15 protein-coding genes and 1 riboswitch are annotated in these 13898 nt (G+C 68.9%); of the genes, 4 read left to right on the forward strand and 11 right to left on the reverse strand.

The genetic code is table 11. The features are described 5' to 3' along the window. Positions 1-19: 19 nt before the first annotated feature. From RTK35_RS11070 to RTK35_RS11085, 4 genes are all read right to left on the reverse strand, one after another. Positions 20-1432: a PepSY-associated TM helix domain-containing protein gene (locus RTK35_RS11070; protein WP_172433727.1), complete on the reverse strand. Its 1413-nt coding sequence runs from the start codon at positions 1430-1432 to the stop codon at positions 20-22. 84 nt (positions 1433-1516) lie between these two features. Continuing rightward, positions 1517-1903, reverse strand: a complete 387-nt coding sequence (locus RTK35_RS11075; protein WP_316908006.1) for a DUF2946 domain-containing protein — start codon at positions 1901-1903, stop codon at positions 1517-1519. A gap of 145 nt (positions 1904-2048) precedes the next feature. Continuing rightward, positions 2049-2933, reverse strand: coding sequence for a manganese catalase family protein (locus tag RTK35_RS11080; protein ID WP_316908007.1), 885 nt, complete (start codon positions 2931-2933; stop codon positions 2049-2051). A 182-nt stretch (positions 2934-3115) separates the two neighbouring features. Next, a complete protein-coding gene (locus RTK35_RS11085; RefSeq protein ID WP_044402655.1) occupies positions 3116-3373 on the reverse strand; it encodes a hypothetical protein in 258 nt (85 codons plus the stop codon). Positions 3374-3668: 295 nt separating this feature from the next. Between RTK35_RS11085 and RTK35_RS11090 the strand changes: the two genes are divergently transcribed. Together RTK35_RS11090 and RTK35_RS11095 are read left to right on the forward strand one after the other, a co-directional pair. Further along, entirely contained in the window at positions 3669-3818 is a 150-nt protein-coding gene (locus RTK35_RS11090; protein WP_160298833.1) for a hypothetical protein, read from the forward strand. A 117-nt stretch (positions 3819-3935) separates the two neighbouring features. Then, positions 3936-4244: a DUF2061 domain-containing protein gene (locus tag RTK35_RS11095; RefSeq protein ID WP_316908008.1), complete on the forward strand. Its 309-nt coding sequence runs from the start codon at positions 3936-3938 to the stop codon at positions 4242-4244. A 10-nt stretch (positions 4245-4254) separates the two neighbouring features. On the opposite strand, the gene mbnM is transcribed toward RTK35_RS11095, so the two are convergent. Genes mbnM through RTK35_RS11130 form a run of 7 tightly spaced genes read right to left on the reverse strand, consistent with a single transcriptional unit; the run spans position 4255 to position 11248 of the window. Continuing rightward, complete coding sequence (mbnM, locus tag RTK35_RS11100) at positions 4255-5547, reverse strand: hypothetical protein (RefSeq protein WP_316908009.1); 1293 nt, start codon at positions 5545-5547, stop codon at positions 4255-4257. Continuing rightward, entirely contained in the window at positions 5526-6095 is a 570-nt protein-coding gene (gene mbnC, locus RTK35_RS11105; protein ID WP_316908010.1) for a methanobactin biosynthesis protein MbnC, read from the reverse strand. The genes mbnM and mbnC overlap by 22 nt, the downstream gene beginning before the upstream one ends. Then, a complete protein-coding gene (gene mbnB / locus RTK35_RS11110) occupies positions 6088-6900 on the reverse strand; it encodes a methanobactin biosynthesis protein MbnB (protein ID WP_316908011.1) in 813 nt (270 codons plus the stop codon). Before mbnB ends, mbnC begins: the two co-directional genes overlap by 8 nt. A 54-nt stretch (positions 6901-6954) precedes the next feature. Then, complete coding sequence (gene mbnA / locus RTK35_RS11115) at positions 6955-7050, reverse strand: methanobactin (protein ID WP_074971730.1); 96 nt, start codon at positions 7048-7050, stop codon at positions 6955-6957. A 55-nt stretch (positions 7051-7105) separates the two neighbouring features. After that, the gene (locus RTK35_RS11120; RefSeq protein WP_316908012.1) at positions 7106-8308 is read right to left on the reverse strand and encodes a methanobactin export MATE transporter MbnM; all 1203 of its coding nucleotides are present in this window, start codon (positions 8306-8308) and stop codon (positions 7106-7108) included. Further along, positions 8305-9183 carry an MbnP family copper-binding protein gene (locus tag RTK35_RS11125; RefSeq protein ID WP_316908013.1) on the reverse strand — a complete coding sequence of 293 codons (879 nt, stop codon included), beginning with the start codon at positions 9181-9183 and terminating at the stop codon, positions 8305-8307. Before RTK35_RS11125 ends, RTK35_RS11120 begins: the two co-directional genes overlap by 4 nt. A 10-nt stretch (positions 9184-9193) precedes the next feature. Further along, a complete protein-coding gene (locus RTK35_RS11130; RefSeq protein WP_316908014.1) occupies positions 9194-11248 on the reverse strand; it encodes a TonB-dependent hemoglobin/transferrin/lactoferrin family receptor in 2055 nt (684 codons plus the stop codon). A 327-nt stretch (positions 11249-11575) separates the two neighbouring features. Further along, positions 11576-11772: riboswitch (cobalamin riboswitch) on the forward strand. Positions 11773-11824: 52 nt separating this feature from the next. Here RTK35_RS11130 and RTK35_RS11135 point away from each other — a divergent pair. Further along, a complete protein-coding gene (locus RTK35_RS11135; protein ID WP_044402672.1) occupies positions 11825-12508 on the forward strand; it encodes an energy-coupling factor ABC transporter permease in 684 nt (227 codons plus the stop codon). Positions 12509-12978: 470 nt separating this feature from the next. Then, positions 12979-13878: a LysR family transcriptional regulator gene (locus RTK35_RS11140; protein WP_044403180.1), complete on the forward strand. Its 900-nt coding sequence runs from the start codon at positions 12979-12981 to the stop codon at positions 13876-13878. Positions 13879-13898 lie beyond the last annotated feature (20 nt).

Genomic DNA, 13898 nt, shown 5'->3' on the forward strand with positions numbered 1-13898 from the left:
CGGTTGGAATTGGGATGGTTCAGCCGGCAGCGGCGTCGGTACGGTCCAGCGGGCGCAGCAGGCGGACCACCCGGTCCAGCAGCCACACGGCCACCAGCGAGGCCCCCACCAGCGGGAAGGCCACGGCCAGCACCAGCATCACGCCGATGGCCGTCTTCCAGCGCGGCAGGTCATGGCGCAGCGGCGGCACACCGAGGCGGCCGGCCGGGCGACGCTTCCACCAGAGCACCAGGCCGCTGACCGAGCTGAACAGGATCAGCAGGCACACGGCCGCCATCAGCAGCTGGTTGGGCAGGCCGAACAGCTTGCCTTCGTGGAGCATCACCCCGGTCTCGACGGTGCGCGCCACCGGCCCGTAGTCGGCCCAGCGCACGTCCGCCAGCACCTTGCCGCTGTACTGGTCCAGGTGCAGGGTGGCGTCGTTGCGCGGGTCGTCGGCGAACACCGAGACGCTGAACACGCCCTCGGCGCCCTTGGGGAAGCTGATGCTGTAGCCCGGCGTCACCTGGCGTTGGTGGGCGGTGTCCACCACCTGCTGCAGGGGGATGCGCGACGCACTGGCCGGCGCCTGCTCGCCACCGTGGGCGTGGTGCGCGGCATGCGGGTCGGAGGCGGGCAGGGGCGTGGTCTCCACCGCCCAGGGCACGGTCTGGCGATGGGCCTCGTTGAGGCTGGCTGCCGCCTGGCCGGACTTCGGCACGTCGTCCCACATGGCCGCCGGGAAGTGGTTCCAGGCGCCGGCGAACTGGGCACCCCAGAAGCCGGTCCAGGTCATCCCGGTCATCAGCATGAACAGCAGCAACAGCGAGCCCCAGAACCCGGTCACGCCGTGCAGGTCCCGCCACAGCAGGCGCCCGCGTGCCGATAGGCGCGGCCACAGCACGCCGGCACCGCCGCTGCCCCGTGGCCACCAGAGGTAGAGCCCGGAGAGCACCAGCACGATGCCCCAGCCAGCGGCCAGCTCGATCAGGCGATCACCCAGCGGGCCGATCAGCAGGTCGCCGTGCAGCTTGCGCGCGGCGGCCTGGAGGTTCCACAGCGCATCCTGGGTGCCCAGCACCCGGCCGCTGTACGGGTCGATGAAGAGGTTCAGCTCGCGGCCCTGCTCGGTGATCACGAACTGCCCGCTCCAGCCTTCGGCCACCGGCGGCAGGTACTTGCTGACCACTGCCTCTGGATGGGCGGCCTGCGCCCGCTGCAGCAGGGTATCGGCGCTGAGCGGCTGGCCGGCTGCCGGTACGCGCAGCAGGTCGGCGTACATCGCCTGGTCCAGTTGCGGCTTGAACAGGTAGATCAGCCCGGTGACGGACAGCAGGATCATGAACGGGATGACGAACAGGCCGGCATAGAAATGCCAGCGCCAGGCCAGGGTGTAGAACGCCGGGCGGGCAGCGGTCGCCGACTGGGCCGGCGCAGGGGTACGGGTGGTCATCTTCGGGCCTCCAGGCCACGACTTGCCGGACAGGCCGGCACAAACGGTTCGCAGGGTCAGGCAACGGCCAGTGAGGCCGATGGGTCAGGCGAACAGCGGGGAGGCGCGGGGGTTGGCGAGCACCCAGGCTCGCCGAGGAGGATGGCGGTGGACCGCCTCGGGCACCGGCCAGTGGCGGCTGGGCGCCAGCAGGGCGAGCAGGCCGAAGAACGCCGCGAGGAGGAGGGCACCGAAGCTGGAGCTCAGTGCACAACCCGAGCCGGAGGCCAGGTTGCCGCCGACCACGCCCATGTCGCCGAGGCTCTTGCTGCTGCCGCTGGCATCGTCCAGGGAGCAGAACTGACCGTCGAGGCCGCTCAGGGCGAGGCCGGCCATCTGCCCGTGACCCACCGCGCAGGCGAGCGCGCCGAACAGGATGCTGAAATACAGCATCCAGGCGATCAGCGAGCGGTGTCGGCGGGCCATGTTCATCAGCGGGCTTCGGGCTGGTTGGGTCGGGCTGGGGGCAATGCTAGCAGAGTGTCGCCGTTGTGAAACAGCGAGCCCTGCATGAAAGCGAATCGGTCAAAAAGCCCCGTACACAGGCCGCCAAGCCGTGCACGGGGAAGCTTCCACACTAGTTGGCCGGGCGAATGACCACGCCCGAGCCCAGGTCCGCGCCGGTGATGGAGTCACGGCTCGGGTCCGAGGCGGTGCGCTCGCGCATCTGCTCCAGCGTGGCCCGCTGGCTATCGGGCAGGTTCACGCTCGGCAGGCCGTTGCCGCCGTCCACGGCCGGCTCCGGCGCCTCGACGAAGGTCCATTCGTCTCCGCGGTTCCACGGCCCCCGACAGTCGCCTTCGCCCTGGGACAGGTTGAAGTACACGCTGGTGAAGGCCGGCATGCCCGGCAGCTTGCCCTGGGGAAAGTTCGGCTGGATCGAATGCAGCGCCTTCTCGAAGGACTTCTGGTGGGCTAGCTCGCGGGTCATGAGGAAGCCCAGGGCCTCCTTGATGCCCGGGTCGTCGGTGACGTTGATCAGCCGCTCGTAGATGATCTTGGCCCGCGCCTCGGCCGCGATGTTGGAGCGGAAGTCGGCCGTCGGCTCGCCGATGGAGTCGATGTAGGCCGCCGACCAGGGCACACCGGCCGAGTTGGTCAGCGCCGGCCCGCCGCCATACAGCAGGCTGGTGACGTGGGAGTCGTTGCCGGCGCCGGTCAGGGAGCGGTACAGGTCGGCTTCTGCCTCGATGCCTTCGGCCAGGTCGCCCTTGGCGCCCTTGTTGAGCATCCCGACGATGGAACCGATCACCTCCAGGTGGCTCAGTTCCTCGGTGGCGATGTCCAGCAGCAGGTCCTTGCGGCCGGCGTCGTCCTCGTTCAGGGCCTGGGTGAAGTAGCGCATGGCGGCGGTGAGTTCGCCCTGGGGACCGCCGAACTGTTCCAGCAGCAGATTCGCCAGCCCGGGATTGGGGGCCGAAACCCGAACGGTGTATTGCAAACGCTTGTTGTGAACGAACATGAAAGTTCTCCTCGAGTTGATCGTGACGTGATAGCGCGACGGGCCATGGGCCACTCACTAGGGAAGAACCGGATGTTGCCGGGGATGTTCAACGAAAGTTTCGAACGGTCGACTTGGAAAGTTGCATTCGCGGACGGAACGCCGCCCTCTTTTTTCAAGGGCGGCGACGCCGACACGTTGCCTCAAGCGCGGTTCAGGTGGAACGACTGCGGGCGCATGGGAAGCAGGGGTTTCTTTTGCGGCGCGATATTCAGCACGGTGATGCCGACCTCTTCCAGCCAGGCCGCCATGGCCGCGCTGGACCTTGAAGGACGGGGCGTTCCAGGAAATTCGAGATCCTGGATGGCAAACGCCAGCGCCTTCAGGGTGGGCGTGGAGCGGGACTTCATCAGCAGCGTTCGGCGCTCGCCGTGCATCAGGTAGGTGACCAGCCAGTTCATGGCAACTCCTTCTGTCAATGATCCGAAGCGGAACTTAGCAAGACGCAGCGGTATTTCAATACTGGCCAGCTGATGCGTAGGAAAGTTGCGCGAAACAGCAAATTCTAAGACTGGGCAAGTTGCCTTTTGAAAGTCTGGTTAGTTGGGCTTTGTTATCGCCGTCTGGCTTCGTTTTTGTTGTACGGAAGTTCTCGTTTCATTGGCTGTGTATAACGCGTTGAACCATTCGGCCTTTCACCTGAACTTGTTCTGCCCGTGTTCACACGAAACCAGAACAGATCCCGGAGAACAGGCCATGCACAACCACACGGAAACCCCCAGCAACGACACCCCTCGGCCGGAGGACGAGACCGCCACCTGGCCCATCCAGCAGGACCCGGAACCCGAGGCCCTGCCGGACGACCCCGACATCCAGGGCGACGACGCCTCCACCACCCCACAATGAGCCGATGCCCCGCTGCGGCGGGGCACTGCACAGGAGCACCGAGATGATCGAGCGCCACACGCTAACGCCCCACACCGTCCCCGGCCACGTCATGGCACCCGGCCTGGAGGCCAAGCGATGAAGCGCGGACTGCCGGGCTGCTGCGGCCATTCCAGCGGGGCGGAGCAGCCCTTGGTGAAGACCCTCAGCTTCGCCGTGCTGCACTTCAGCATCGCCTTCTGCGTGGCCTACGCCTTGACCGGGAGCGCGCTGCAGGGCGGGCTGATCGCCCTGATCGAACCCGCCTGCAACACCGTGGCGTTCTACTTCCACGAGCGCTTCTGGCGCTGGCGGGGCACCTGCTCCGACCGGGAACAGGGCTGCGGCCATGGCAACCTGGCTGGCGTCATCAAGTCACCCCAGGCCATGGAGTGCCGCGAGCCTTGAGCCGAGGGGCTCAGCCCTCGGGGCGTTCGCCAGGCCCTGCCAGGCTGGCCCAGGCCTTCCTGCTGTGCAGCCCCGTGATCACGCACAGTTCGGGCAGCAGCAGATAGGCATAGGCCAGGGGTGGGCAGTCCAGCGCCATGCCCGCCAGCAGCACCGGCAGGCCGACCAGCCACAGGGCAGCGGCCTCCAGCCGGCCGACCTCGGCGAAACGCCCGGCCGCCTGGTACTGGGCGCGCTGGAGGTTGCCCAGCACCCGCAACGGCAGGGACAGCGCGAGCAGCAGCAGGCCGGCCGTCCACCAGGGGCCCGATTGCCCGTAGAGCTGGCCGAGGGCCTGAATTGCCAGCAGCAGGCCCGCCGACGCCACGGCAGCGACGGGCAGCGCCCGCCGCCGCACTTCATCACGGATCGCCACCGGGTCACCCGCAGCCAGGCGCAGGGCGAGAAAGCGCAGCAGGGCGTTGAGCGGCGACAGCACCAACATCCCCAGGGTGAGCACGGCGGAGAATCCATCCAGGCGCCCGGCGGACTCCGGCCAGGGGCGGTCCATGGCCACCAGCGTCACCGCCGCCAGGCCGAAGGCCTGGATCGCCAGCACCCGCTGGCTCTCCCAGCCGCTGTGCAGCAGCGCCTGCCGGCACCAGGCCCACCGAGGGCGCCACGGTTGGCCTGGGGAGGCGTGGGCCAGGTGGCGTAGCAGCCAGGCGCAGGTGCCGAGGTTCAGCAACAGGCCAGCGATGAAGCAGCCCGAGAGGCCCGCACCGAACCCCAGGACCAGCGCCAGGTCCAGCACCAGCCGTGCCAGCAGCTCGACGCCCTTGATGCGCAGCGCCTGGCGGCCCTCGCCACGGGCGTGGAGCAACAGGCCGGCGCAGCTGTTGAGCAGGCGCAAGGGCGTGGCGAGGAAGAACCAGGGCAGCGCCGCCATCACCTCGGGCAACTGCGCTGCTTCGCTGTGCAGCAGCATCGGCAGCAACCCCAGGCCGGCCAGGGCGCCGAGCAGGCCCAGAGGTACGCCCAGCGCCCCTGCCAGCACCAGGGCCGGACGCAGTCCTTCCCCGTGCCGGCCCGCGCGCTGGGCCTGGCTGGCCATCACCGACAGCGCGGTGCCCAGGGCCATGGTGACCACCAGTTCCAGCAGTGCCAGGCGGGTGAGCAGTGCATACAGGCCGGCCTGACCGTCGCCGGCCCGGGCCAGCACCGCCAGGTCGATCTGCGGCCCCAGCTGGCCGGCGGCAAAGGCCAGCAGCAGGGCCAGGTAGCCGTGCCAGAACCGGGTGATCAACGGGGCAGGCCGGTCCATCCGGGGAACCCGTCGGAGAGGTCGCCGGTGGCGCTGGTGAAGTAGCCGAAGGCGGCAGCGGGTGCGGGCAGGGGCTCCTCCAGCTCGAAGCGCTCGACCTGGCGGCCGGCCTCCAGGCTGCTGGCCTTCCAGCCGCATACCAGGTCGGGCAGGGCGGCGCTGCCGAGCACGATGCCGCGCCGGCGGGAGCGGTCGCCGGTGGCCCAGCGGGCGGCGGAGGCGGCCATCAGGCTGTAGCGCAGCTCATCGTCCACCGCGTCGCGGAACGCCGACTGCTGCAGCCACACGTCCACCCACAGGTACCAGGCCCAGTTGAACGAGCAGCCCTGTTCCACCGCCCAGGCCATGAACGGGCGGAAGATCGCCAGGCCATCGGGGCCGGAGAGCGCCAGCAGGCCGGGGCAGATGTCGAACAGGCTGTGCCAGTAGACCCGCAGGCTGGTGTCGATGCGCACGAAGGCGCGGGAGTCGCGGGGGTAGTCGCCCTGGCGGGCCGGTTGGTAGAGGGCCGCCAGCAACTGGCTGTCGGTGCGCGGCTGGTCAGCCATGGCGGCGCACCTCCGGTTGGGCGAACAGCGTGCGCAGGGTGGCCAGGTCGCTGTCGATCTCGCGCTGCACGAAGGCGTCGTCACGCTCGTAGGTGAGGGTGGCGCCGGGGCTGTCGAAGCGCTCGCGCCAGGTTTCGATGAAGGCCAGGGTTTCGTCCGACAGCGGGCGGTCGTGGGTGTCCAGCACCAGGTGCGGCTGGAGGATCGACAGGTTGTAGCCGGCGACGTGGAAGTGCCGGGAGGCGTCGATCACCGGCAGCCAGGCCTCCAGGGGCACGCCGCAGTTGAGGTGGGCGCACACCGCGTTGGAGATGTCGAACAGCACCCCCGCACCGGTCTCCCGGCACAGCCGCTCGAAGAAGGCCGGCGCGTCGTGGCCGCCTTCGAGGATGGACGGGTAGTTCTCCAGCAGCAGCTGGCAGCCCAGGCGCTGCTGCCAGGCGTCCACGGCGTCGCGCACGCGGGCGTAGTCGGCCTGGTAGTCGATCTCGGCCAGGTGGTAGAGCTGGCGCCCCTCGTGGCTGAAGCGGGCGACATGATCGGAGACGTACAGCGGCTTGACCCGGTCGATCAGCGTGCGTAGGCGCTGGGCCATGTCGTCCAGGCTGGCGGCGTCGGCCTCGATGAACCGCGAGAACATGATGTGGAACCCCATCGGCGCGTCGAAGGCCCCGGCCAGGGTGTCCGCGTCGAGGGTGAGGAAGTTGTCGATCAGCAGTTCCACATAATCGATCCGCCCTTCGGCCAGCAGGCGATGGACCAGGGGCGTGGTTTCCCCGAGGGTGAAGTTGAATCCCAGGCGCATGGTTCCTCCTTGTCGGGAACCCACGCCGGCGCCAGGCGCCGGCGTGGGTGGGGCTCAGTTCACCCCGAGCGGGGCGCAGCAGGCACCACAGCAGGCACCGGCACGACCGGCGACGGTGAGGGTTTTCTTGCTGGCGATCTTGATGTTCATGGGGTTTCTCCTTGTGGATCAGCAATGAAAGGAACGTCGTTCGACGGCAACGCCGTCAGGGTTGTGAGGTGGAACGGTGGGCGGTTTCTCGGTGCGCAGCCTCCTGGGTGTGGGTGGGTTGGAACCGGTAGCCCGCCGGCCAGGGGTCGGCGTAGCGAGGGTCATGGGGCAGGCTCAGGTCGGTGAGGCTGCCGAGGAAGGCTTCGAGGTCGTCCAGCTCGGCCTCGCTGAGGTCGATGCGGGCGATCAGCCCGCTCTTGTGCGGGTTGCGCCGGCCATCGCCCTTCAGCGGCCCCTCGGGAATGTCGCGGCCGCCGGCCGAGTAGATGCGCAGTACCTCGCGCAGGGTGGCGGCGCTGCCGTCGTGGAAGTAGGGCGCGGTCAGTGCCACGTTGCGCAGGCTGGGGGCGCGGAAGGCGCCCATGTCCTGGGACTGGGCGGTCAGCTCGAACACGCCCCGGTTGGGGAAGGGGTAGGTGCCCTGGTCGTCCAGGTTGTAGAGCCCGGTGTTGTGGAAGGGCGTTTCCACCTCGCGGGTGCGGGCATGCACCACCTGGTCGTTGAAGTTGAAGCTGCCGTGGCAGTGGTGGCATTCGGCGCGTTCGCCGAAGAACAGCTCCATGCCGCGCTTTTCCGCGGCCGTCAGTTGCAGGCGCCCTTGCAGGTAGCGGTCGTAGCGGCTGTCCACCGCCAGCAGGGTGCGCTCGAAGGCGGCGATGGCGCGGATCACCGAGGCCATGGTGATGGGCTCGGGGTTTTCGGGGAACGCCTGGGCGAACAGCGGCGGGTACAGCGGCTCGTTCCGCAGGCGCTGGAGGATGGTGGCGCGGTTGCCGTCGTTCACCCCCATCTCCACCGGGTCGTCGCCGAACAGCGGGCCTTCCATCTGCCGCTCCAGGGACACCACGGCCGGGTTGGCCCAGTTGTAGGTGGCGTTCCAGGCCACGTTGGCCAGGCCCGGTGCGTTGCGGTGGGTGAGGGCGCCGGCGCTGCCGGTGGAGCGTGGCGTGCGGTCGCTGAAGGCCTTGGCCTGCAGGTGGCAGCCGGCGCAGGCGAGGGTGCCGTTGCCGGAGAGGCGCGGGTCGTAGAACAGCCGGCGGCCCAGCTCCACCTTGGCGGCGCTCATGGGGTTGTCCGCCGGTACGCGGGGCGCGGGCACGTGGCTGGGCAGTGGCCAGGCCCAGTCCTGCGCCAGGGCGCTGCCGACCAGCCCGAGGCCGGCCAGCAGTGCGGCGAGTCGGCCGATGCGCCGCGTCATGGCCGGGGTACGACGCGGAAGGCCGGAACCTGGCCATCCGGCAGCGGCTGGCCGCTGGCCAGGTCCAGGCCGAGGCGGGCGAACACCGCCGGGCATTCGGGGTCGTCCGGGCCACTCATGCAGCCCACCGCGCCGCCCTGGTCACGGCCGAGCTGGCTGCCGGCCAGCAGGCTGGACAGGTCCAGCGCCACGGCATCGCGCCGGGGGTCGAAACCGCGCAGGGTGACGGGCACCCGGTTGGCCCGCAGGCAGGCCACCGTTTCGCCGGTGAGCGGGTTGCCGCTGCAGCCGGTGGAGCCAAGGTGCAGGTACCAGCTGGGGGCGCGGGCGCCATCGGCCTTGGCCACGCCGCCCTCCGGGTTGACCTCGACCTTGGCGAACTTGCGCCCGGCCTGCCAGCTCCAGCCCATGGCGGCGATGTCCAGGGGCGGGCCCTGGAGTTCGGTGCTGGTGTGGTTGAGGGCCTCGGGCACGCCGAGGCTGAAGCGCAGGCCGACGTAGTCACCGGCCGGTGCCTGGCCGCGCACCTGGGTGCGGGTGGCCGGGGTGCCGCCCTGGCAGGTGCCGGTGGCGTCCTCGAAGTCCAGCAGGGCGACCTGGCCGTCCTGCCAGTCGTCGTGGTCGAGCACCAGGGGCACGGCCTGGCCGTCGCCGCGGACCAGCGCCACGTCCTGCACGTAGAGCCGTGCATCGCGCAGGGTCGAGGGGCGGGCATCGGCGCCCAGCGGGCCCAGGGGCGCACCGCAGCGGGCGGGGTGTCCGTTGGCCAGCAGGGCGAAGTCGATCACCACCGGTTGCGGGCCGCTGGGGGCCTGGGCGGCGCATGCCGAGAGCAGGGCCGTGCCGAGCAGAAGGGGAAAGCGATAGGCGTGCATGGACGGCCTCTCAGAAGCGCGAGCTGAGGGTGAGGTTGACGCTGCGGCCTTCCTCGTAGCTGAAGGTGTTGGCCTGGGTCTGCTGGTAGGTGGCGTAGGCCTGGTCGAACAGGTTGGTCACCCCCAGGTCGACGCGGTACGGGTCGCGCTCCCAGGTCAGGCCGATGTCGTGCAGGGCGTAACCGTCGCGGCGGCGCAGCAGGGTGTCGTCGTAGTCCTGGGCCTTGACGAACTGCCCGCGGTAGTTGACCGACCATTGCTCGTCGAGGCGGTAGCCCAGGGTCAGGGCCAGCTTGTCCGGCGGGGCGTAGAGGTCGGCGCCGGTCTGGGCGTTGCGCGAGCGCAGCTGGGAATACCCCAGGCCGACGCTCAGGCGGTCCAGCTCGTAGGCCGCTTCGATCTCGCCACCCCGGCGCTCGGCCCGGGCCACGTTGCGCCGCTGGAACACCTGGCCGACGCCGGCGAAGGGCGCCTGGCGCACATAGGTGCCGACCACCTGGGAGTCGATCAGGTCGTAGACGTCCTCGTCGAAGCCGGTGGCCTTGAGGCGGAACTGGTCGCCGCTGGTCAGCAGGTCGCTGAAGTCCAGGGTGAAGCCGGCTTCCCAGGTCTTGCTGGTCTCCGGTTCCAGGCCCGGGTTGGGGCGGAAGTTGAACAGCGCCCGGCGGGTGTCCAGGTTGCCGTACATCTCGGTCATGGTCGGCGCGCGGAAGGCTTCGCCGTAGCTGACGAACAGCCCCAGGGGGTCGATGGGTTGGTACTTCAGGGCGATCTTCGGCGAGAGGCGGCTGTGGCGGGCGTCGCCCTGGCCGGGGGAGGACAGCTTGTAGTCGTCGTGGCGCAACGCGGCGATCAGGGTCCAGCGGTCGAAGGTCTGCTCGCTCTGGATGAAGCCGCCAAGGGCGCGCAGCTCGCCGTCGGGCAGCACCGAATTGCCCTGGCCGTTGGAGGTGTTCTCGGCGGTGTCCTTGTAGTAGTCCACGCCGTAGGTGAGGCGCTGCCGGTAGTGCTCGCCCACCTCGAAGGTGCTGGTGTTCTGCAGGCTGCCGCCGTCGGTGCGGGTCATGGCCGAGGTGTCGGCCTGGGGCGGTGTCGAGCGGCTGTGGCCGGCGAGGCTGAAGCGGGTGCGGTAGAGGCTCAGCTTGCCGTCCAGCCAGCTGCGGTCGGTGTCGTGGAACGACCAGTTGCCGGTGTACTGCTCCTGCCGGCGGCGGGTGTCCTGGTCGAAGGGGAACACCAGGTTGCCGCCGGGGTTGGTGGGGCCGGTGAAGTCGTCGTCGAAGGTCTGGCGGCTCAGCTCCACCCGGTTCAGTTCGCCCAGGTTGAGGCCGGCCTTGAGCAGGCTGGCGCCCAGGTCGCCGTCGTTGGGGTACTCCGAATCAGCGCCGCCCTTGCCGGTGTGAATGGCGCCGTAGTTGCGGTAGGTGGCACTGGCCAGCACGTCGGCCTGGTCGTTCATCGCTGCGGCGGTGAGGTGGGTGGAGAAGGCCTCGTTGCCGCTGCGGTAACCCACCTTGGCCTGGCCGCCGTAGCCGCGCTCGGGGTCGACGTAGTCCTCCGCTGCCAGGGTTTCGAAGGCCATCACGCCGCCCAGGCCGCCGCTGCCATAGGCCGCCGACATGGGGCCGCGCACCACGTCCACCTGGCGGATGAAGTCGGGGTCGAGCAGCAGCGGGCTGTTCACCCCGCCCTCGTTGTTACGCCGCGCACCGTCCATCGTGAGGATGATGCGTGGCCCCTGCAGGCCACGGATGGCGGGGATCTGTGCCGCAGGGCGGGGGCCGCCGCCGAAGTTCACGTTGGGCAGGCTGCGCAGCACGCTGGACAGGCTATCGGCCTGGGCATCGTCGAGGGCCTTGCGGTCCACCGTGGACACCGAGGCTGGGAGGTCAAAGCTGCTGTTGGCGCTGCGGGTGGCGGTGACGGTGGTGCTGTCCAGCACCAGAGTCTTGCCGTCTTCCTGGGCCTGGGCGGCGGCGCAGAGCAGGAGCAGCAGCGGCCAGGCCGTGGCGGGCGAGGGGAGGAAGGCGGAGCGCCAGAACGAAGGGGATGGCATCACGGCCATGGGCGTCGGTCCCTGTTGTTGTCGAGTGGTTCCGGGAACGACCTGAGCCGCATGGTGCCGAGCTGTCCGATCCCTGGATGACTACCGGGCGCCTCATGGCGCCCGCATGCACTTGGCAGGCCTCTGGGGCGCTGCGGGACGGATGCTAGCAAGGGCCCCCGATGCGGCCCGACTGCGACGAGCTGCCACACCCCGGGCACCCGGTGGCCTGCGGGTGGCGCCTGGCTGGCAGGGGAAAGTCGACTGTGGCGGACTGTCGCAGGCAGGGAGGCGCACGGGGCGCTCGCGGGGGCGCAAAAATTTGCCTTTGCCGCCCGCAGGCCCGCCAGTAAGATGGCCGCCGATGGTTTCCGGGCAACCGCCCGGAGCAACAGGGAACATGGTGCGGCGCAACGCCCAGGCCATGGCTGCCCCCGCAACTGTAAGCAGCGAGCGAAACCCGAAGCACCACTGGCCCCGGCCGGGAAGGTGGGTGAAGCATTGACCTGCGAGCCAGGAGACCTGCCATCCGTAACGGGCACGAGGCCCGACCCCTAGAACTGGTCACCGCGCGGTGGGCGCGGCAAGGAACCGCACATGCATATCGAACCCGGCGTCGTCGAAGGCGCCAAGCTCCTGCTCAGCTATGGCACCGCCGTCACCGCCTTCGGCCTGACCGCCAAGATGGCCTACGACAGCATCCGCACCAACGGCGGCATCAGTGCCCTGGCCCTGCGCAGCCTGATCGCCACCGCCCTGGTGTTCTGCTTCTTCGAGGTGTTCCCGCATCACGCGGTGGGCGTCTCCGAGGTCCACCTGATCCTCGGCTCGACCCTGTTGCTGATGTTCGGCGCCGGCGCGGCCGCCATCGGCCTGGCCGCCGGGCTGCTGGTCCAGGGCCTGTTCTTCGCCCCCTTCGACCTGCCGCAGTACGGCATGAACGTCACCACCCTGCTGGTGCCGCTGTGGGGCATCAGCCTGCTGGCCAACCGCATCATCCCGGCCCGCACCGCCTACGTGGAAACCCGCTACAGCCAGGCCCTGGCGCTGTCCACCGCCTACCAGGGCGGCATCGTCGCCTGGGTGGCCTTCTGGGCCTTCTACGGCCACGGCTTCACCGCCGAGACCCTGGCTTCGGTGAGCACCTTCGGCCTGGCCTACATGAGCGTGATCCTGGTGGAGCCGCTGATCGACCTGGGCGTACTGGCCCTGGCCAAGACCCTGTCGCGCTACAGCCAGGGCCCGCTGTTCAACGTCCGCCTGCACCACGCCGCGGCCTGATCCGACACACCTGCCGCCCGGCTGCAATGGCCGGGCGGCCTCGTCATTACCCTTCGAATCCGTCCTGTTTCCGTCGCTCAAGTTTCACATGGCTGTGAAAGTGACGACTTTCCGACGCCTCGCAACATCCAAGTTCGCCAGTAAACGGCGGCACATGACAACTTCCCCGGATTAATCCCGTCGCTCACAACTTGGCCAACTTCCAAGTTTCGTCCGGCTCAATACGAAATTTTCCCTCGAACTGCTGAAAGCCCCGCCGCGCGTGGGCTTGGCGCACTCCTTGACAAAAGTCCGGCGCCATTGAATCGACCGCGCAAAGCACGGCAGTTAGCGCGCTACTTGCCGGCTAAGTTCATTCGAAAAATGGAGATTGGCAGTCCGGAAATGTAGGTTCTCTGCAAAAAATACGGCTGTTAGCATGAAAACTGCACGACGCGGATAAGTCTCGACGAGTTTCGAAGTTGGTGAAGATGCTGGATGACTTGGCTTTATTCGTGCAGATCGTACGGGCAGGGAGCTTCGCAAAAGCAAGCAGGGTACTAGGGATACCTGCCAATACCCTCAGCCGCCGCCTGATGAGCCTGGAACGCAGTCTCGGCACGGCCCTTTTTCTCCGCTCCACCCGGTTGCTGCGCTGCACGGCCGATGGGGAGCGGCTCTACCAGAAATGCAAGACGAGCATCGACCACCTGGGCAACGCCCTGGCCACCTTGCGTGACGACGCCCAGGGCATCGTCGGCCAGGTGCGCATCCAGGTTCCCACGGGCTTTTTCGAATGCCAGGAGAACGGCTTCTTCAGCCAGCTCCTGCGCCAGCACCCGGGGCTGGAACTGGACGTGGTGGTGGCGGACCATGAGCCGGACCTGGTGCTGGACGGGCTGGACCTGCTGTTCTTCCTCGGTGAGCTGAAGAACGACGCCTACGTGGTACGCAAGCTGTTCGACCTGGAGCTGGGCCTCTACGCCAGCCCCGGCTACCTGGCCATGCACGGCGTGCCGGAGCGGGTGGAGGACCTGGCCGAACACGCCTGCCTGCACCTGAAGAACGTCCAAAGCTGCGAGTTGCATTCGAGCTGCGGCCGCCGGACCTATCGCCTGCGCCCCAACGGACGGCTGGCGACCACCTCCGGTTCGGCGCTGCTCAACGCGGCGATCAACGATTCGGGCATCGCCCTGCTGTCCACCCTGGCCGCGGAATGGCGCAAGGAGCAGCTGGTGCGCATCCTGCCCGACTACGCCGTACGCGGGCGGGCGCTGCATGCCGCCTATTCCAGCCACCGCACGCTCTCGGCCTGCGGGCGTGCGGTGCTCGACTTCGCCGTGGCGACGGCCCAGCAGGCCTGCGACCTGGTGCAGACCGGGCATGCCTGATGGGGACCGGCGCCGCCGGG

The organism is Pseudomonas sp. zfem003 (genome assembly GCF_032621675.1).
In the GTDB taxonomy this organism is placed as follows: Bacteria; Pseudomonadota; Gammaproteobacteria; order Pseudomonadales; family Pseudomonadaceae; genus Metapseudomonas; species Metapseudomonas otitidis.